This is a genomic window from Serratia quinivorans, from assembly GCF_052113645.1.
In the GTDB taxonomy this organism is placed as follows: domain Bacteria; phylum Pseudomonadota; class Gammaproteobacteria; order Enterobacterales; family Enterobacteriaceae; genus Serratia; species Serratia quinivorans_B.
This window is the reverse complement of the sequence record NZ_JBIEIU010000004.1, coordinates 282615-301468: the sequence shown is the minus strand read 5'-3', so window position 1 is coordinate 301468 and position 18854 is coordinate 282615. Positions and strand designations below refer to the sequence as shown.

The window sequence follows — 18854 nt, the reverse complement described above, 5'->3', positions numbered from 1 at the left end:
CATTTTTGTTATTACGGCAATCCGACATTCGCTACAGTGGGGCTATCCGGCCGTCACGCCTCCAGGAGTGCCCCATGCAGCAACTCGCTCATATCATTGATTTATCCACTAACCCGATTAGCGACACCGCCTTTCAGGCGCGATGCAAAGCCACGCTGGATGCGGCGGGGGCGCTGGTGCTGCCGGGCTTTCTGACGGCGGCGGCGCTGGCAACGGTGCGCCTGGAAGGCGCGGAGCACAGCCCTGCGGCGTTTTATGCCGCCAGTAAACATAACGTTTATCTGAAACCGCAGGATGAAGCCTTGCCGGCCGATCATGCCCGCAACCGGCTGGTGGTCTCGTCCAAGGGCTGCATTACCGATGAAGATATCCCCGCACAGTCGCCGCTGCGCACATTATACGACGCGCCATCCTTTCGCGATTTCCTCTGCGCGGTACTGGATGAGCAGCAGCTTTATCCTTACGCCGATCGGTTGTCTTCCATCAATTTGCATTATGCCCATCGCGGGCAGGAACTGGGCTGGCATTTCGACAATTCGTCGTTCGCCATCACCTTGTTGATCCAGAAACCGCAGGCCGGGGGGCGGTTCGAGTACGTAGAAAACCTGCGCGATGCCGATCGCGGGGAGATGAATTATGCCGGTGTATCGCAGGTATTGGACGGTGAACGCGCGGTCAAAACCTTGGCGATCGAAGAGGGGGACCTGGTGCTGTTTCGGGGGCGAAATGCCATGCATCGAGTCACCCCGACCGAAGGGGAGATTACCCGCATGCTGGTGGTGCTGGCCTACAATGCCCAGCCGGATATTGCGCTGTCGGAGAGCGCCAGAATGACCTTTTACGGCCGACTCTAAGAATAAAGAATTCAGATGGTTGACAAGCCCGCATAAGGGCTAAACCGGCAGGGGTCGAACATGTTCGACCCGATTTAACCTATTGATTATGCGGTAGGGCGCGGCATGCAGCGCCCCTGCTACGAAACAACAGAGCACGTTGTTAACGGCTTAACTGCCCCGGATGGGGCAGTTGAGAGACTCAGTGGTGGGTTTCTTCGTGAGCCTGCTGTTCCAGCTTCACTTCCTGAGCCCGCTTGCGCAGGCCGAACCAGCCCAGCGTCAGCAGCACCGCCAGCACCGGAATGGTGGCGATAGTCCAGGTGCCGTTCGGGTAGTCGAACGCCATCATGATGACGACCGCCAGCAGAAACGCCAGCGTCAGCCAAGAGGTGACGGGCGCGCCGGGCATTCTGAAGGAGACCGCTTGGGCGCGGCCTTCGCGCACGGCTTTGCGCAGGCGCATCTGGCACACGATGATAAACGCCCATGAGGCGATAATGCCCAACGAAGCGATGTTCAGCACGATCTCAAACACCCGCGAAGGCACCAGATAGTTCAGCAAAACGCCTATCACATAGATGCCGCAGGTCACCAGGATCCCGGCGTAGGGCACTTGCTGGCTGCTCATTTTTGCCATGAATTTCGGCGCTGAACCGCCCATCGACAGTGAACGCAGGATACGGCCGGTGGAGTACAGGCCGGAGTTCAGGCTGGAGAGCGCGGCGGTCAGCACCACGATGTTCATGATGGTGCCGATATAAGGCACGCCCAACTTGCTGAAGAAGGTAACGAACGGGCTTTGGCCCGCCTGATAGGCGTTCCACGGCAGCAGCAGCACCAACAGAACGACCGAGCCGACGTAGAACAGGCCAATGCGCCAGATCACGCTGTTAATGGCCTTTGGCATCATCTTGGCCGGATCCTTGCACTCACCGGCGGCAGTGCCGATCAGCTCAATCCCGGCGAAGGCGAAGATCACACCCTGCACCAACACCAGTGCAGGTAGCAGACCGTGCGGGAACATGCCGCCGTTCTCGGTAATCAGATGCAGGCCGGTGGTGTTGCCTGCCACCGGGGTACCGGTGCCGAGCAACGCCACACCGACCACCAGGAACAGCGCGATGGCGACGACTTTGATCAGGGCGAACCAGAACTCCATTTCGGCGAACCACTTCACGCCGATCATGTTCATGGTGGCGACCACCCCGAGGGCGCAGAGCGCGAACAGCCACTGCGGTACGTCGGCGAAGGTGCCCCAGTAGTGCATGTACAGCGCCACCGCAGTGATGTCGACGATGCCGGTCATCGCCCAGTTGAGGAAGTACATCCACCCGGCGACGTAGGAGGCTTTTTCGCCGAGAAACTCACGGGCATACGACACGAAGCTGCCGCTGGTAGGGCGGTGCAGGACCAATTCGCCCAATGCCCGCAGGATGAAGAAAGAAAAAATACCGCAAACCAGATACACCAATGCCAGCGCCGGGCCGGCCAATTCAAGACGACCGCCGGTACCGAGGAACAAGCCGGTGCCGATTGAACCGCCGATAGCGATCATCTGTATTTGTCGATTGCCCATGCTTTTGTGATAACCGGATTCATGGGAGTCTAACCATCGTCTTCTGGCTGCGTGTTTGTCATGCGCAGACTTTTTATTTGATTGCATCATCCGTCCTGTTTACCTGTCTATGGAGTTACCCTGCTCTGACTTCAGAGCAAACGATTGCTATGGACAATCGTTATGAGAATGAGGTCATGGCATCATTCTGCTGTTTATTGTGTATACAAGCCGCCAAGAAATAACGGCGAAGCATGCTACCTTTTCTCAGTAAATGTGGCAAAAAATCCTGCGCATAAATCGTGAGCAATTGTGTTTATTTTTTGTTCTATATATAAAAGAATATATTATTCAATAAGATGATTGATTTTATCAAGACGGAAATATCGAGGAATAAAAAGTGATTAAAATCACAAAATATTAATTAGCGCGCAAACTACAGGGAATTTTGCTTATTTATTCGCGACGTGAAAGAAGGGGATAATAAATTCCCCAGCCTGCGGCGAAATTATCCGCAGGGGGGAGATCATCAGAGGTGGGGTGTTGGCCGATTTTTAGGCAGATTCACCGGCCGGCAGGGCGGAAGTCGGCAGGCCGAATATCTTGTCGAAAACCCAGTTAAACACGAAGGTGTAGCACGGGATAATCACGATCAGCGCCATATCCAGCAGCAATGCCTGCCACAGCGTGATCCCCATCCACCAGGCAATCAGCGGGATCAGGTAAACCACTAACGTCAATTGAAAGCCCACTGCGTGCAGAATGCGGCGCTTGAGCGTACGGCCGCGTGAGGCCTGGCGGCTCTCCCACAGCTCAAACAGCGAGTTGTAGATGAAGTTCCAGCTTACGGCGATCGTGGTAATGATCACCGCCAGCGGCCCGGTACTGCTGGGGGCGCTGCCGGAAAGCAGTGCCAACCCGAGCGCGGAGATCGCCATGCCGATAATTTCATAGGCGGTGACATACACCAGTTTGCGTTTAACGCCTTGCATCACTCATCTCCTGACAGATTTTTTGGCTGGGCGGTCGGATGACCTTTTGCCGTCTGGCGAGTAAGATAACGTCAATCATATTGATAGAAAAAGTCAGGAGCTGTCAGTTTTACTGACAGGTAATGCAATGAACTTTTCCAGCGATAACATTGAGCTGTTTTTGGCGGTACTGGATCGCGGTTCGTTTTCCGCCGCGGCTCGCTCACTGCGGCGCGTGCCTTCGGCGGTCAGCATGGGGATCGCCAACATGGAGGCGGAGCTGGGGTTTCAGCTGTTTGATCGTTCGCACCGCGAGCCGGTGCCGACCCCGCTGGCATTGGCGTTGGCACCCCATGCGCGACTGATCGCCGAGCAGCTTAAACAGTTGCAGAATCATGCCATCGAACTGTCGCAGGGGCTGGAGAGCACCTTGTCGATTGGCGTTGCGTCGGACATCAACAGCGGCGGCTTGCTGGCAGCGGTCAAAACGCTGGCGGAGCGCTACCCGTTGCTGAATATCGAAGTGCTGACCGCCCCGCAGGATGACGTGGTGCACATGCTGCATCAAGGCCGGGTCGACGTTTGCCTGGCGTTCGGCGGGCTTAACGTCAACAGCCAGGAGCAGTTTCACTTCGTCGGCGCAGAGTCGCTGGTCGCCATGCTGTCGCCGCGGCACCCGGCGCTACAGGAGGTAGCGGATGAGCTGTTTCTCGAAGATTTGGTCAACGTGCGGCAGATTATGGTGGCCAGCCGTGACTTGCCGATCGCCGATCTGCGGCCGCGGGTGGCGGAATCTTACTGGCGTACCGACAGCCTGCCGATGGCGCTGAACATGGTGGAGGCCGGGTTGGGGTGGGGCAATTTCCCGCTGTCACTGACGGCTCCGCTGTTAGCGCAGGAACGCCTGATCCGGCTGAAATTCAAAAATACCAAAAATGAACTACGGCTGCCGATGCACCTGATCTGGCTGAAAAGCCGCCCGTTGGATAAAGCCGCTCGCGAACTGGTAGCACTGATGCGCGACGCGCCACAGACTGAATAATTCCTGCGGTCGGATTGCTTTTGTTTTCATCGCTGAGCTACTTTGAACCATGGGATCGACAAGGGGCGGAGAGCATGATCAGCGAGACGGCATTATCGGTATTGAGCATCACTGGCGCAATTACGCTGGGGGCGATGAGCCCGGGGCAAAGTTTTATTCTGGTGGCGCGCACGGCCGTGGCTTCTTCGCGACGCGACGGTATGGCGGTAGCGCTGGGCATGGGTGTCGGCTGTTTTGTTTTTGCCCTGGTGGCCCTGCTGGGGTTGCAGTCATTGTTGCTGGCGCTGCCGTGGCTGTACACCACGCTGAAAGTGTTGGGCGGAGCTTATCTGATCTACCTGGCGTTCAAAATGTTGCGCGGGGCGCGTCAGCCGCTGAACGTGGAGGCCGTAGGGGCGCAGCACCTGGGATTTCGCAAGGCATTCACCACCGGGTTACTGACTCAACTGAGCAATCCGAATACCGCCATCGTGTTTGGCAGCGTATTTGCTGCCTTGCTCAGCCATAAAATTTCGCCGCTGATGTACATTATTCTGCCGGTGATTGCCCTGACGGTCGACGTGCTGTGGTATGCCTTCGTGGCCTTTGTCTTGTCATCACCGCGCCCGCGCCGCGCCTACCTGCGCTTTAAAGCCTGGTTCGATCGGCTGGGCGGCGGGGTATTGGCCTTGCTCGGCGTGAAACTGATGATAAATCGCTAACGTTAATCGGCATGGCGGCGACGCCACCAAAACCGCAGCAGCAGGATGGCGGCGATCACCAGTGCGCAGAACAGCACGCTGGTCAGGCGTTTGTCGAAGCCCGAGATAAAACGGGCGATCGCCTCACCGCCAAAGTAGCCCAGCAGCACAAAGATGGTCGCCCACAGGATCGCACCCAGAATGTTCAATGGCACAAAGCGCGAAGGCGGCAACTTGCTGGCGCCGATCAGCACCGGGCCGATAATGCGGAAGCCATACATAAAGCGTACGCCAATCACGAACAACATCGGGTGGCGCGCAATCAGTTTTCTGGCGCGTTCGATGCGTTTTTCCTGGCTCTTCATGCGTGAAATTACGCGTCCGCCGAAGCGACGCCCCAGGAAAAACAGCACCTGATCTCCCAGCGTACCGCCCAATGCCACCACCGCAATCACCCAGGGCAGATGCAATAATCCCTGATGCGCCGCAATGCCGCCCAGCAGCGTGATGGTTTCGCCTTCGGCCAAACAGCCGATAAACAGCGCCCAGTAGCCGTAATCCGTAATGTAATGGGCTAAATCCGCCATTCTGATCCCCTATGTCCTTAACGCATAGGGCCAAGTATACGCCCTGTGCACTAGCCGCGGGCGGCAATCTGCGCGACCAGCGCCCGGCGTTGCTGCAGACTGTCGGCCATTTGCGCCTGCACCCGCGCCAGAACATGCGCCGGCGCCTGTTCCGGCGTCCCGCCCTGGAACGGAGGGGCGGGGGCATATTCCAGATACAGCTGGATCATTTGCGCGGTTTCTTCATCGTGCAATTCGGCAATTAACGCCAGGGCGAAATCGATGCCTGCGGTCACGCCGCCGCCGCTGATCACGTTACCGTCACGTTCTACTCGTGCATGGCTGGGGATGGCGTCAAACAGTGCCAGACTGTCGCGCATGCTCCAGTGGCAGGCGGCGCGTTTGCCCCGAAGCAAGCCGGCGGCAGCCAGGATCAGCGACCCGGTGCACACCGAGGTCAGATAGCGGGTATCAGACCCCAACCGACGGATCTGGCGCATAAAATCGTCATTTTGCAACGCCTGGGTGCAACCGGCGCCACCTGGCACGCACAGTACGTCGCAACGCGTGACCTCTTCCAGCTTCTGCAACTGGGTAAAATGCAATCCTTCGGCACTGATATCTACGCCACCGACGGAAGCCACGACAATTTCTGCCTCTGGCATGTGGCGCAAAAACTGCAGTGGGCCGGTAAAATCGAGCTGGGTGACGCCCTGATAGATCGGGAAAACAATCACTAATGGTTCAGACATGATATTCGCCTCAGTTTTGTTATTGGCTTTGGACAATAATAGCAGCCCTGTTTTTGGCTGATATGACGGATAACCCTCAAAAAGCGCCATGATGAAAAATATCGGCTTTGTGGTCTTCCCCGGTTTTAATCTGCTCGATTTTGCCGGGCCATTGGCGGCGTTTGATAACGCCAACCAGTTTACGGCGACGCAGGCTTACCGCTGCCTGCCGTTATCGGAACAGGGCGGCAGCGTGGCGAGTTCGTCGGGTGTGGAGGTACTCACTCAGCCGTTTGGCACGGGCCGCTTTGATACGCTGTTGATTGCCGGTGGCAGCGGCAATGTTGTCGCCACCCAGTCAATGGGGTTGCTGGCTTTTCTGCACCGGCATTGCCGACAGACGCGGCGTATGGCCAGCGTGTGTACCGGCGCATTTATTCTGGCTGCCGCCGGGTTGCTGGACGGCAAGCGTGCGACCACCCATTGGTACCATGCCGCACGATTACAGCAGAGCTACCCGCGTATCCGTGTCGACAGCAATCGCATTTATATCCGTGACGGCGCGCTATGGACTTCTGCGGGCATCACCGCCGGCATCGACCTGGCGCTGGCGATGGTCGAAGAAGATCTCGGTAGCGAACTGGCGGCCAGCGTGGCGCGGCAGCTGGTGGTGTACCACCGCCGTCCGGGCGGGCAGTCACAGTATTCGTTGTTGCTGGAGCTCAACCCGTCTTCGGACCGCATTCGCAACGCGCTCTCTTATGCCCGCGAGCATCTGCATCAGCCGCTGACGGTGGCCGATCTGGCCGATGCCGCCTGTTTGAGCGAACGGCAGTTTGGCCGCCTGTTCCGTGCTGAAACCGGGCAGACGCCGGCCAAAGTCATCGAGCAATTGCGGGTTGAGGCAGCCAGAGTGCGGATTGAAGAAGGTCACGAAGCGTTGGAGGCTATCGCTCGCGCCGTCGGGTTTAGCGATCCGGAGCGTATGCGGCGGGCATTCATCCGTTTGTTTGGCCTGTCGCCGCAGGCGATAAAGCGTCTGAGCCGCAGCGGTTAAATCATTCTGCCGTGCCCCGATGGCGCGGCGCAGTAGAGGAGCGACAGATGTATCAGGATTTTGAGAGTGAGCTGGATTGGGCGATGCGCCATATGCCACGTACCCGGGCGGCCGTCGCCGCGCTGCCGGAACTGAGCGGCGTGCGTCTGGCGTGCAATATGCACCTGGATCTGAAAATGGCGCCGCTGGTGGCGGGCCTGCTGGACAAGGGCGCGGCCGTTTATCTGACCACCTGCAACCCGACCACGGTGCAGGATGACGTGGTCGCCTGGCTGGAGCGTCGGGGAGCGCAGGCCCACGCCTGGCGTGATATGAGCGACGCCGACTGGTCGTCATCGTTCGACCGCGCGCTGGCCTGGGGGCCTACCCACCTGTGCGAAATGGGGGCGGACCTGACCACTCGTCTGCACCAGTCTGCCGACGGCCCGCAGATTGTCGCCGGGCTGGAGGCTACAGGTTCCGGCATCAGCCGGTTGAACGGTATGGCGCCGCGCTATCCTATCTTCAACTGGGATGACCTGCCGGTAAAAGAAGGGCTGCACAACCGTCATATGGTCGGGTTGACCGCCTGGCACACATTCTTCCAAACCACCCATTTGACGCTGCATGAAAAATGCGTGCTGGTGATTGGCTATGGCCTGGTTGGACAGGGCGTGGCAGCCGCGGCGAAAGCCTACGGCGGGCAGGTGATCGTGGCGGAAATCGATCCGGCGCGCGCATTGCAGGCGCGTTATGACGGCTGGGCGGTGGTTGATCTGGCCAGTGCGGTGGCTCAGGCCGATGTGATTGCCACGGCTACCGGGGCAAAAAACGTGCTGTCGGCGCAGCATCTGCAGCAGGTGAAGGACGGGGTGTTCATTCTTAATGTCGGCCACGTGACGGCGGAAATTGACGTCGGTTTTTTGCAGAACCTGCCGCACAGTGAGCCGATGCCGTTTGTGAACGCCTACCAACTGGGTGACAAGCAGGTTTATTTGTTGGCCAACGGCTCGATGTTCAACCTGACGGCGGGTTACGGCGACAGTCTGAATGCCTTTGATGTGACGCTGGCAGTGATGGCGGCGGGCATTGGGCATATCGTCGGCGACGGCACCCGCCAGGCACCCGGTTTGTACCTGTTGCCGCAGTCGGCCTGGCAGCCGGCACTGTAACTTTTTCATCGTGGGCGCTCATCCCAGAGCGCTCGCGGTTTACGCAATTCGCTGTCCGACAGAATTTGTCACAAATCGACTCACATAATCCCAGTGCCAACTGGAGATCCCTCACATATAATTCTGCCAAATAAGACCTTCATCTTCTTCAGTGACAGAGTAATGCATGTGAAAAAACGTGTTTTGATACTAGCCCTGCTCGCTTTGCAGGCAGGGGCAGGCTTTGCGCCGCGCGCACTGGCCAGCGAAAATAACGCCGTCACCCGAGCCTCCCAGCCGGAGCTGGCCTCCGGCAGCGCCATGGTCGTGGATATGCAGACCCATAAGGTGATGTATGCGCGCAATCCGGATGAAGTGGTGCCGATCGCCTCTATCACCAAGCTGATGACGGCGATGGTGACGCTGGACGCCCATTTGCCAATGGATGAAATGCTGTCGGTGGATATTCACCAAACGCCAGAGATGAAAGGTGTCTATTCACGCGTACGCCTGAACAGTGAGATCAGCCGTAAAGACATGCTGCTGCTGGCGCTGATGTCGTCTGAAAACCGCGCCGCTGCCAGCCTGGCTCATCATTACCCTGGGGGCTATGGTGCCTTTATCAAAGCGATGAACGCCAAAGCCAAATCGCTGGGCATGACCAACACGCGCTACGTGGAACCGACCGGGCTGTCGATTAAAAACGTTTCTACCGCACGTGACCTGACCAAGCTGCTGATCGCCACCAAGCAATACCCGCTGATTGGCCAACTCAGTACCACCACCGAACGCATGGCGAGTTTCAAGGATCCGAACTACACGCTGCCGTTCCGCAACACCAACCATTTGGTGTACAACCCGAAATGGAACATCCAGTTGACCAAAACCGGCTTTACCAACGAAGCGGGGCATTGCCTGGCGATGCGTACCATGATCGGCAGCCGTTCAGTGTCGCTGGTGGTGCTGGACGCCTTTGGCAAGTACACCCACTTCGCCGATGCCAACCGCCTGCGCAGTTGGATCGAAACCGGTAAGGTGACGCCGATCCCGGCGGCTGCCCGTGACTACCGTCGCCAAAAAGACGCCCGTCTGGCGAAGAACGAAACCGAATAATCGGTGCTGCGGCCTGCGGATCTTTCTCGCAGGCCGTTACCGTCCTTCAGGACGTCGGATAACAAAACCTCGCTCCCGATCGCCGTCGAACCTGGCGTGCAGATACAGTGCTTGCTGGTCGGCAAGATCGCTCAACTGGCCTGACGGTCATTTTTCCTCCTTTCAGTTGCCGTGAAGGCTTATCCATCCGCTATCATCAATGAATACCCTATTGCGCAGGAGGGCAGCATCCCATGAGCCACGTTTCTACCTTTGTCATGTTTCAGGGCGATGCCCAACCGGCGATCGACCTTTATAGCGAGCTGTTCACCGGTTTCAGGGTTCAGCAGTTAGTGCATTTTGACGAAAGCGATGGCGGGCCGCGACGGGTCAAGCACGCGACCATCGATTTTGAACGGCATAATCTGGTGTTTATCGACAGCCCGGTTAGCCATGATTTCAGCTTCACGCCGGCGGTCTCACTGCACGTTAATTTAGCCACCGAGGCGGAGCTGGAGCGGATTTTCGCCCGCCTGGCGGAAGGTGGCGAGGTGTTGATGCCAATTGATGATTATGGTTTCAGCGCCCGTTTCGGCTGGCTGAACGATCGCTTTGGCCTGTCCTGGCAGTTGAATGTGCCGGCCGGTGATGTTGGCTGAAACCTGCACCCCGCACGGTTGCGTGGCGCAGGGCGGATTATTTTCTGTTATCGATTTTGGTGCGTACGTAGAACCACCAGGTGACCAGCGTACAGACGACATAAAACACCAGGAAAACTTTCATCGCGCTGTCTGCCGCGCCGGTCAGCGCCAGTGAGGTGCCGAACGCCTTGGGAATGAAGAAGCCGCCGGCCGCGCCAATCGCCGAGATAAAGCCGAGCGCCGCTGCGGAGTCGGTGGCGGCTTCGCGCGCAGCCTCTTCATCGCTGCCGCCGTTGGCCTTGACTCTACGGGTGGTGTCGTAGCGGAAGATAATCGAGATCATCTGGAAGGTTGAGCCGCTACCCAATCCTGCCGTCAGGAACAACCCCAGGAAGACTGCGAAGAACGCCAGGAATGAGCCGCTGCTGTTACTGCCCGGTAAGGTCAGAAAGATCAGTGCAGCGAATACGCTCATCATGATGAAGTTCAGCAGGGTAACGCGTGCGCCGCCAAATCTATCGGACAACGCTCCGCCCACCGGGCGTGCCAGCGCGCCCAGCATCGGCCCCCAGAAGGCATAATGTGTAATCACTACGTCAGGAAACTGGGTTTTTGACAGCATGGCGAAGCCGGCCGAGAAACCGATAAATGACCCGAAGGTCGCCAAATAAAGCAGCGCCATCACCCACATATGCAGACGTTTCAGTACCGGTAACTGATCGCCTAATGACGCTTTGGCTGCGGCGATGTCATTCATGCCAAACCAGGCTGCAATGGCAAAAATCCCCAATGGGATCACCCAGATAAACGCCGCATTTTGTACCCATAACGTTTCACCTTCCGGCGTAACCTGACTGCCGCCGGCGAAAGCGCCGAAAATAGCCGTGGTTATTACCAGCGGGGCCACCAGTTGCATGACGCTGACGCCCAGATTACCCAGTCCGCCGTTCAACCCCAGGGCGCCGCCCTGATGGCTTTTCGGAAAAAAGAAGCTGATGTTAGCCATGCTGGAGGCGAAGTTTGCCCCGGCGACCCCACACATCAATGAAATAATCACAAACACCCAATAGGGAGTGGCGGGGTTTTGTACCGCAAAGCCCAGCCACAGGCAGGGGATCACCAAAATTATCGTGCTGAGCGCAGTCCAGCGGCGACCACCGAAAATCGGAATGACAAACGAGTAGGGTACGCGCATGCAGGCACCGGCCAGGGAGGGCAACGCGGTCAGCATAAAGAGTTCGTCGGTGGTGAATTTAAAACCGACGCGATTGAGGTTGATGGCGACGGCGCTGAACAGCATCCAGACGCAGAAAGCCAGTAGCAGACTGGGGATGGAAATCCACAGGTTGCGCCGTGCAATACGGTGACCGGTTTGCTGCCAAAATTGGGGATCTTCGGGGTTCCAGGTAGATAAAACGCCTTTTTCGGCAGGTTCATCGGGGTTTGGCAATGGCGACATGACCGTGGCTCCTCAATGCGCAAAATCGCTGCCATTAGTCTGGTCGACAGTTTCTGCATCCGCAAATAGGTTTCGTCGCTCCCCTTTTTTTTCTTGTGTGATCCCACGGCAATGTCATGGTTTTTGTCTATTCTGAAAAAAGTGCCGACGCATCTTGTTACGGCAGTTTTTCGCATAATTATTAATTACTATATTGATTTATATAAAATTTATTCACCTGCGACGGCAGTTTCGACTGGCGGCTTGATGGAGAATGTCGATGAGCAAATTTCTTGACCGGTTCCGTTACTTCAAGGAACTGGACGATAAGTTTTCGAATGGCTTCGGCCAAACGCTTGATACCAACCGAGATTGGGAGGACAGCTACCGTCAGCGATGGCAGCATGACAAGATTGTCCGATCAACGCATGGCGTCAATTGCACCGGTTCATGCAGCTGGAAAATCTACGTCAAAAACGGACTGGTGACGTGGGAAACGCAGCAAACCGACTATCCGGAGACTCGCCCCGACTTGCCTAATCATGAACCGCGTGGTTGTCCGCGTGGTGCCAGCTATTCATGGTATCTCTACAGTGCCAACCGGTTGAAACATCCATTGGTGCGGCTGCATTTGCTCGAACTGTGGCGCGAGGCCCGTCAGGTGCATGATGATCCGGTTGATGCCTGGGCTGCCATCGTCAGCGATCCGCAAAAGTCCCAGCGTTACAAACAGGCTCGTGGGCGCGGCGGGTTGGTGCGTGTCAGTTGGGATGAGATGAATGAACTGATCGCCGCAGCCAACGTTTACACTGCCAAAACCTTCGGCCCGGATCGGGTCACTGGTTTTTCGCCCATCCCGGCGATGTCGATGGTGTCATACGCATCCGGTGCGCGTTATCTGTCACTGATTGGCGGTACCTGCCTGAGCTTTTATGACTGGTACTGCGATTTGCCACCGGCCTCACCTATGACCTGGGGCGAGCAAACCGACGTCCCGGAATCGGCGGATTGGTATAACTCGTCGTATCTGATTGCCTGGGGATCCAACGTGCCGCAAACTCGTACGCCGGACGCGCACTTTTTCACCGAGGTACGTTACAAAGGCACGAAAACGGTAGCGATCACGCCGGATTACGCGGAGATCGTCAAGCTGTGCGATCAATGGCTGGCACCGAAGCAGGGAACCGACAGTGCGATCGCCCTGGCAATGGGGCACGTGATCCTCAAAGAGTTTTATCTGCAAAAGCCCAGCCAGTATTTTACTGATTATGCCTCGCGATACAGTGATTTACCGATGCTGGTATTGCTGGAGCCGCGTGAGGATGGCAGCTATGCCGCCGGGCGACAACTGCGTGCGGCGGATCTGGTCGATGGGTTGGGTGAGAGCAACAATCCGGAATGGAAAACGGTGGCGATTGACCAACTCAGCGGCGATCTGGTGGCACCACTGGGATCGATTGGCTTCCGATGGGGAGAGAAGGGCAAATGGAACCTTACCCAGACCGCCGGGCAGGAACAGCGAGAGGTCAAACTGCAACTTAGCCTGCTGGGACAGCAGGATGCGGTAGTCTCGGTCGGCTTCCCCTACTTCGGCGGCCTTGAAAGCGAACAGTTCCGCCCGGTGGCGTTACAGGATGTCTTGCATCATCCGGTGCCGGCGAAACAAATCACGCTGGCCGATGGTTCACAGGCGCACGTCGCCAGCGTTTATGACCTGATGATCGCCAATTACGGCATTGCCCGTGATTGGGGAAGCGCGCAGGCCGATAACTCGCTGGCCGCCACGGATTACAACGAAATCAAGGCTTACACACCCGCCTGGGCGGAACAAATCACCGGTGTGCCGCGAGCCAATATTATTCGCATTGCCCGTGAATTTGCCGACAATGCCGACAAAACCCATGGCCGCTCAATGATCATCGTCGGTGCCGGTATCAATCACTGGTACCACATGGACATGAACTACCGCGGTTTGATTAACCTGTTGGTATTCTGCGGCTGTGTCGGTCAGACCGGCGGCGGCTGGGCGCACTATGTCGGCCAGGAGAAACTGCGGCCGCAAACCGGCTGGTTGCCGTTGGCATTCGGATTGGACTGGAGCCGCCCGCCACGTCAGATGAACACCACCTCATTTTTCTACAACCACTCCAGCCAATGGCGTTATGAAACTCTCAATACCGAGGACCTGCTGTCGCCGATGGCGGATAAATCCCGTTTCGGCGGTAGTCTGATTGACTTCAATGTGCGCGCCGAACGCATGGGGTGGCTGCCTTCCGCACCGCAATTAAACGTTAACCCGTTGAATATCGCCAAGCAGGCAGAGCAGCAGGGTAAAACGCCGCAGGAATTCGTGGTCGAAGGATTGAAGTCCGGCAGCTTGCGCTTTGCTGCGGAGCAACCGGACGAACCGCAAAACAGCCCTAAAAACCTGTTCATCTGGCGTTCTAATTTATTGGGTTCTTCCGGTAAGGGGCATGAATACATGCTCAAGTATTTGCTGGGCACCGAACACGGTATTCAGCAGGTTGATCTCGGACAGCAGGGGCAGCAGAAACCGCAGGAGGTGGAGTGGCTCGATCAGGCGCGTGAAGGCAAGCTGGATCTGGTGGTGACGCTGGATTTCCGTATGTCGACGACTTGCCTGTATTCCGACATTATCCTGCCGACCGCCACCTGGTATGAGAAGGACGACATGAATACTTCGGATATGCATCCGTTTATTCATCCTCTTTCCGCCGCGGTGGATCCGTGCTGGGAATCGCGCAGCGACTGGGAAATTTATAAAGGGTTGGCGGCGAGTTTCTCAAAAGTTTGTGTGGGGCATTTGGGCGAAGAAACCGATGTGGTTTTGGTGCCGATCCAGCATGACTCGCCGGGTGAGCTGGCGCAGCCGCTGGAGGTGCTTGACTGGAAGCAAGGCGAATGTGAGCTGATCCCGGGGAAAACCGCGCCTTCGATAGCGGTGGTGCAACGCGACTATCCGAATACCTACGCACGTTTCACGGCGCTGGGTCCATTGCTGGATAAACTGGGCAACGGCAGCAAAGGCATCAACTGGGATACCCAGGAGGAAGTCGACCTGCTTGGTAAACTCAACCGCCGACACACTGATGGGCATGCCGAGGGACGGCCAGTCATTGGTACTGCGAAGCAGGCGGCCGAAGTGGTGCTGACGCTGGCACCGGAAACCAACGGTGAAGTGGCGGTAAAAGCCTGGCGTGCGCTGGGTGAGCTGACCGGCCGCGATCATACCCACCTGGCGCTGCCTAAGCAGGATGTCAAAATCCGCTTCAGCGATCTGCAGGCGCAACCGCGTAAAATTATCTCCAGCCCCACCTGGTCTGGCCTGGAGGACGATCATGTGTCCTATAACGCCAGCTATACCAATGTGCATGAACTGATCCCCTGGCGAACGCTCAGTGGCCGTCAACAGCTGTATCAGGATCATCCGTGGATGCGTGCTTTCGGTGAGAGCCTGCTGGTGTATCGACCGCCGATCGACACCCGAACCACGCGGCCGCTGTTCAACCAACGCCCCAACGGCAACCCGGAAAAAGCGTTGAATTTCCTGACGCCGCACCAGAAATGGGGCATCCATTCGACCTACAGCGACAATCTGCTGATGTTGACGCTGGCTCGCGGTGGGCCATTGGTGTGGATCAGCGAAACCGACGCCAAAGAGCTGGGCATCGAAGACAATGACTGGATTGAGGCATTCAACGTCAACGGGGCCTTATCGGCCCGTGCTGTGGTCAGTCAGCGGGTGCAGGCCGGCATGGTGATGATGTATCACGCGCAGGAACGCACCATTAACGTTCCCGGTTCAGAAATCACCGGTCAGCGTGGCGGTATTCATAATTCCGTGACCCGCGTCAGCCCGAAACCTACCCATATGATCGGCGGTTATGCCCAATTGGCTTACGGCTTCAACTATTACGGCACGGTCGGCTCGAACCGCGATGAGTTCGTTATCGTGCGTAAAATGCGGCGTATCGACTGGTTGGACGACGAAGGGCATGACACTGAACAACCGGCTGCAGTGGCCGGTGGGCGGGAGGCGGCAAAATGAAGATACGTTCGCAAGTCGGTATGGTGATGAATCTCGATAAATGCATTGGCTGCCATACCTGTTCGGTGACCTGTAAAAACGTCTGGACCAGCCGTGAAGGCACCGAGTATGCCTGGTTCAATAACGTTGAAACCAAACCGGGGTTGGGATATCCGCTGAATTGGGAGGATCAGGACAAATGGAAAGGGGGCTGGATCCGGAAGATTAATGGCCGCCTGAAGCCACGTCAGGGGGGGCGTTTTGCCGTGTTGGCGAATATCTTTGCCAACCCGCATATGCCGCAGATTGATGACTATTACGAACCCTTCGATTTTGATTATCAGCATCTGCATACTGCCGCCGATGGCAAAGTACAGCCGGTGGCGCGGCCTCGCTCATTGCTGACCGGCAAGCGGATGGACAAAATCACCGGCAGCGCCAACTGGGAGGACGATCTGGGGGGCGAGTTCGCCAAACGGTCGCAAGACAAGAACTTTGAAAACGTGCAAAAGGAGATGTACGGCCAGTTCGAAAGCACCTTCATGATGTATCTGCCGCGGCTGTGCGAGCACTGTCTTAACCCGGCCTGTGTGTCGAGCTGCCCAAGCGGTGCCATTTACAAGCGCGAAGAAGACGGCATCGTATTGATCGACGAAGACAAATGCCGTGGTTGGCGGATGTGCGTCAGCGGCTGCCCCTATAAAAAAATCTACTTCAACTGGAAAAGCGGCAAGTCGGAAAAATGCATTCTGTGTTATCCGCGTCTTGAAGCCGGCTTGCCGACCATTTGTTCTGAAACCTGTGTGGGTCGCATCCGCTATCTGGGTGTGGTGCTCTATGATGCCGACGCTATCGAACAGGCGGCCTCGGTAGAAAGCGACCAGGATCTGTACGAACGTCAGTTGGGGGTGTTCCTGAACCCGAATGACCCGGCGGTGATTGAGCAGGCACTGAAGGACGGCGTGCCAATGAATGTGATCGACGCCGCTCAGCGCTCCCCGGTTTACAAACTGGCGATGGACTGGAAGTTGGCGCTGCCGCTGCATCCGGAATATCGCACCTTGCCGATGGTGTGGTATGTACCGCCGTTGTCGCCGATCCAATCTGCATCGGATGCCGGTGTCTTGCCGCACAAAGGCGTGTTGCCGGACATCGATGCGTTGCGTATTCCACTGCAATATTTGGCCAACCTGTTTACCGCAGGAGATACCGCGCCGGTAGCACGTTCGCTGAAACGTATTCTCGCGATGCGCCACTACAAGCGCATGGAAACGGTAGAGGGAGTGCACGACACCAGCGCACTGGATGAAGTGGGCCTGACCGAAGCGCAGGTGCAGGAGATGTATCGCTATCTGGCGATTGCCAATTATGAGGATCGCTTCGTGATCCCGGCCAGCCACCGCGAACTGGCAAGCGATGCATTCCCTGAGCGTAACGGCTGCGGCTTTACCTTTGGCGACGGTTGCCAGGGGAGCGACAGTAAATTTGATCTGTTCAACTCCAAGCGTATCGATGCCATTGACGTTGGGGCAAAAACCGGAGGTCAGAAATGATGATTTCACTACGCATTATTTCGCGCCTGCTGGAGTATCCCGATGAAGCCTTGTGGCAAGGGCAGCGCGAGCTATTGGCGGCCGTAGCTGAGGCGAGTGAATTATCGTCGCAGCAGCAGGCGTCACTGATCGAAGTGATCCACTGGCGCTGCGAGGGGCGTCTGTTGGACGCTCAGGCACAATACACCGGTCTGTTTGACCGTGGGCGCTCAACCTCGTTGTTGTTGTTCGAGCATGTGCACGGTGAATCGCGAGATCGCGGTCAGGCGATGGTCAACCTGCTTGAGCAATATCGTCAGGCCGGCTTACAGCTGGACACCTACGAATTGCCCGATCATCTGCCGCTGTTCCTCGACTTCCTGTCGATGGGATCGGCGAAAGATGCTGTGGAATGGCTGGCAAGCATTGCACCGATCCTGGCCCTGTTGGGCGCGCGTTTGCACGAAAGAGAAAGCCGATATGGGCAACTGTTTGACTTGCTGATCCAACTGTCCGGTAGCCAGGCCCACAGTAAAAACCTGATGCCGAAAGTACGTGAAGAGGCGCGTGACGATACGCCGGCAGCGTTGGATGCGGTATGGGAAGAAGAGCAGGTGCGGTTTATGGTGGAGCAGGGCGGCTGCAGCGCGGAGGAGGCCAGGCAGCATCAGCGCCGCTTCTCCGGTTCGGTGGCCCCGCAGTATCTTGATGTTGGCGCCGCCGCGCCACAAACCAGAGGGGAGTGAGTGATGGCGCATTTCCTGGATGTGTTTTTCTTCGATATTTATCCCTATATCGCCGGCACGGTGTTTTTGCTCGGTAGCCTGCTGCGGTATGACTACGGCCAATACAGCTGGCGTGCCGGCTCCAGCCAGATTATGGACAAGCGCTGGATGCGGGTGGCTTCCAACCTGTTTCACGTTGGGGTTCTTGGAGTGTTGGCCGGCCACGCGTTTGGCATGCTGACGCCACACTGGGTGTATGAATCCTGGTTACCGATGCCGGTAAAACAACAGATGGCGATGTTTATGGGAGGCGCCTGCGGTGTGTTGATGCTGATTGGCGGACTGATGTTGTTGTACCGTCGATTGTTTAATCCTCGCGTGCGGGCGATATCCAGCGGGGCGGATATTTTGATCCTGGTATTGCTGTTAGTTCAGGTTTCGCTGGGGCTGGGTACGATCCCGTTTTCGGCGCAGCATCCTGACGGCAGCGAAATGTTGAAGCTGGTGAACTGGGCGCAGCATGTCGTGACGTTCCGTTTCGGTGCCTCAGAATTCCTGCAGGGCGTAGCCCCGATTTACCGGGTTCACCTGGTGTTGGGCATGACGTTATTCCTGTTGTTCCCCTTCACCCGGCTGGTACACGTGTGGAGTATTCCGCTGGAGTACCTGACGCGGAGGCCGCAATTGGTGCGTAAAAGAAGATGATTAAAGGTTGCCGGGGCAGTGACTTGCCCCGGCGATGATTACGCGCTCGGACATGCTCATCGGACAATTAAAGCATAAAGAGAAACGAGGTTGATTCATGGGCGG

16 protein-coding genes are annotated in these 18854 nt (G+C 57.0%); 11 read left to right on the top strand and 5 right to left on the bottom strand.

The features are described from left to right. Positions 1-74: 74 nt before the first annotated feature. Entirely contained in the window at positions 75-854 is a 780-nt protein-coding gene (locus tag ACGS9J_RS10630; RefSeq protein WP_442230885.1) for a HalD/BesD family halogenase, read from the top strand. A 181-nt stretch (positions 855-1035) separates the two neighbouring features. Here the strand turns inward: ACGS9J_RS10630 and ansP are convergent, their stop codons facing one another. After that, positions 1036-2499 carry an L-asparagine permease gene (ansP, locus tag ACGS9J_RS10625; protein ID WP_442230884.1) on the bottom strand — a complete coding sequence of 488 codons (1464 nt, stop codon included), beginning with the start codon at positions 2497-2499 and terminating at the stop codon, positions 1036-1038. A 446-nt stretch (positions 2500-2945) separates the two neighbouring features. After that, a complete protein-coding gene (locus ACGS9J_RS10620; protein ID WP_442230883.1) occupies positions 2946-3383 on the bottom strand; it encodes a PACE efflux transporter in 438 nt (145 codons plus the stop codon). A 127-nt stretch (positions 3384-3510) separates the two neighbouring features. Between ACGS9J_RS10620 and ACGS9J_RS10615 the strand changes: the two genes are divergently transcribed. Both ACGS9J_RS10615 and ACGS9J_RS10610 read left to right on the top strand, forming a co-directional pair. Further along, the gene (locus ACGS9J_RS10615; RefSeq protein ID WP_442230882.1) at positions 3511-4404 is read left to right on the top strand and encodes a LysR family transcriptional regulator; all 894 of its coding nucleotides are present in this window, start codon (positions 3511-3513) and stop codon (positions 4402-4404) included. A gap of 74 nt (positions 4405-4478) precedes the next feature. Next, the gene (locus tag ACGS9J_RS10610; RefSeq protein ID WP_442230881.1) at positions 4479-5105 is read left to right on the top strand and encodes a LysE family translocator; all 627 of its coding nucleotides are present in this window, start codon (positions 4479-4481) and stop codon (positions 5103-5105) included. Between the two features lie 2 nt (positions 5106-5107). Here the strand turns inward: ACGS9J_RS10610 and ACGS9J_RS10605 are convergent, their stop codons facing one another. Beyond that, the gene (locus tag ACGS9J_RS10605) at positions 5108-5671 is read right to left on the bottom strand and encodes a DedA family protein (RefSeq protein WP_442230880.1); all 564 of its coding nucleotides are present in this window, start codon (positions 5669-5671) and stop codon (positions 5108-5110) included. 50 nt (positions 5672-5721) lie between these two features. Then, a complete protein-coding gene (locus ACGS9J_RS10600; protein WP_442230879.1) occupies positions 5722-6402 on the bottom strand; it encodes a DJ-1/PfpI family protein in 681 nt (226 codons plus the stop codon). A 91-nt stretch (positions 6403-6493) separates the two neighbouring features. Here ACGS9J_RS10600 and ACGS9J_RS10595 point away from each other — a divergent pair, with 91 nt between their 5' ends. The 4 genes from ACGS9J_RS10595 (at position 6494) to ACGS9J_RS10580 (ending at position 10319) form a co-directional block, all read left to right on the top strand. Further along, positions 6494-7438, top strand: coding sequence for a GlxA family transcriptional regulator (locus tag ACGS9J_RS10595; protein WP_442230946.1), 945 nt, complete (start codon positions 6494-6496; stop codon positions 7436-7438). Positions 7439-7485: 47 nt separating this feature from the next. After that, on the top strand, positions 7486-8589 hold the full coding sequence (locus ACGS9J_RS10590; RefSeq protein ID WP_442230878.1) for an adenosylhomocysteinase: 1104 nt from the start codon (positions 7486-7488) through the stop codon (positions 8587-8589). 162 nt (positions 8590-8751) lie between these two features. Next, positions 8752-9681, top strand: coding sequence for a D-alanyl-D-alanine endopeptidase (gene pbpG / locus ACGS9J_RS10585; RefSeq protein WP_442230877.1), 930 nt, complete (start codon positions 8752-8754; stop codon positions 9679-9681). A 233-nt stretch (positions 9682-9914) separates the two neighbouring features. Continuing rightward, complete coding sequence (locus ACGS9J_RS10580) at positions 9915-10319, top strand: VOC family protein (RefSeq protein ID WP_442230876.1); 405 nt, start codon at positions 9915-9917, stop codon at positions 10317-10319. A gap of 37 nt (positions 10320-10356) precedes the next feature. Here the strand turns inward: ACGS9J_RS10580 and ACGS9J_RS10575 are convergent, their stop codons facing one another. Further along, positions 10357-11760 carry a NarK family nitrate/nitrite MFS transporter gene (locus ACGS9J_RS10575; protein WP_442230875.1) on the bottom strand — a complete coding sequence of 468 codons (1404 nt, stop codon included), beginning with the start codon at positions 11758-11760 and terminating at the stop codon, positions 10357-10359. Positions 11761-12019: 259 nt separating this feature from the next. On the opposite strand from ACGS9J_RS10575, the gene ACGS9J_RS10570 reads away from it, so the two are divergent. The 4 genes from ACGS9J_RS10570 to narI are packed head-to-tail and all read left to right on the top strand — an operon-like array spanning position 12020 to position 18749. Then, positions 12020-15808, top strand: coding sequence for a nitrate reductase subunit alpha (locus ACGS9J_RS10570; RefSeq protein WP_442230874.1), 3789 nt, complete (start codon positions 12020-12022; stop codon positions 15806-15808). Beyond that, positions 15805-17340, top strand: coding sequence for a nitrate reductase subunit beta (narH, locus tag ACGS9J_RS10565; protein WP_442230873.1), 1536 nt, complete (start codon positions 15805-15807; stop codon positions 17338-17340). The genes ACGS9J_RS10570 and narH overlap by 4 nt, the downstream gene beginning before the upstream one ends. Then, the gene (narJ, locus tag ACGS9J_RS10560) at positions 17340-18065 is read left to right on the top strand and encodes a nitrate reductase molybdenum cofactor assembly chaperone (RefSeq protein ID WP_442230945.1); all 726 of its coding nucleotides are present in this window, start codon (positions 17340-17342) and stop codon (positions 18063-18065) included. The genes narH and narJ overlap by 1 nt, the downstream gene beginning before the upstream one ends. A 3-nt stretch (positions 18066-18068) precedes the next feature. Further along, positions 18069-18749, top strand: a complete 681-nt coding sequence (gene narI, locus ACGS9J_RS10555; protein WP_442230872.1) for a respiratory nitrate reductase subunit gamma — start codon at positions 18069-18071, stop codon at positions 18747-18749. Positions 18750-18854: the final 105 nt, after the last annotated feature.

Bases quoted from the DNA above. Each gene is read 5' to 3' on its own strand.
- ACGS9J_RS10620 (WP_442230883.1), bottom strand. From the start codon at position 3,383: ATGCAAGGCGTTAAACGCAAACTGGTGTATGTCACCGCCTATGAAATT.
- ACGS9J_RS10615 (WP_442230882.1), top strand. From the start codon at position 3,511: ATGAACTTTTCCAGCGATAACATTGAGCTGTTTTTGGCGGTACTGGAT.
- pbpG (WP_442230877.1), top strand. From the start codon at position 8,752: ATGCATGTGAAAAAACGTGTTTTGATACTAGCCCTGCTCGCTTTGCAG.
- narI (WP_442230872.1), top strand. From the start codon at position 18,069: ATGGCGCATTTCCTGGATGTGTTTTTCTTCGATATTTATCCCTATATC.
- narJ (WP_442230945.1), top strand. From the start codon at position 17,340: ATGATTTCACTACGCATTATTTCGCGCCTGCTGGAGTATCCCGATGAA.
- ACGS9J_RS10570 (WP_442230874.1), top strand. From the start codon at position 12,020: ATGAGCAAATTTCTTGACCGGTTCCGTTACTTCAAGGAACTGGACGAT.
- ACGS9J_RS10595 (WP_442230946.1), top strand. From the start codon at position 6,494: ATGAAAAATATCGGCTTTGTGGTCTTCCCCGGTTTTAATCTGCTCGAT.
- narH (WP_442230873.1), top strand. From the start codon at position 15,805: ATGAAGATACGTTCGCAAGTCGGTATGGTGATGAATCTCGATAAATGC.
- ACGS9J_RS10580 (WP_442230876.1), top strand. From the start codon at position 9,915: ATGAGCCACGTTTCTACCTTTGTCATGTTTCAGGGCGATGCCCAACCG.
- ACGS9J_RS10630 (WP_442230885.1), top strand. From the start codon at position 75: ATGCAGCAACTCGCTCATATCATTGATTTATCCACTAACCCGATTAGC.
- ansP (WP_442230884.1), bottom strand. From the start codon at position 2,499: ATGCAATCAAATAAAAAGTCTGCGCATGACAAACACGCAGCCAGAAGA.
- ACGS9J_RS10590 (WP_442230878.1), top strand. From the start codon at position 7,486: ATGTATCAGGATTTTGAGAGTGAGCTGGATTGGGCGATGCGCCATATG.
- ACGS9J_RS10600 (WP_442230879.1), bottom strand. From the start codon at position 6,402: ATGTCTGAACCATTAGTGATTGTTTTCCCGATCTATCAGGGCGTCACC.
- ACGS9J_RS10575 (WP_442230875.1), bottom strand. From the start codon at position 11,760: ATGTCGCCATTGCCAAACCCCGATGAACCTGCCGAAAAAGGCGTTTTA.
- ACGS9J_RS10610 (WP_442230881.1), top strand. From the start codon at position 4,479: ATGATCAGCGAGACGGCATTATCGGTATTGAGCATCACTGGCGCAATT.
- ACGS9J_RS10605 (WP_442230880.1), bottom strand. From the start codon at position 5,671: ATGGCGGATTTAGCCCATTACATTACGGATTACGGCTACTGGGCGCTG.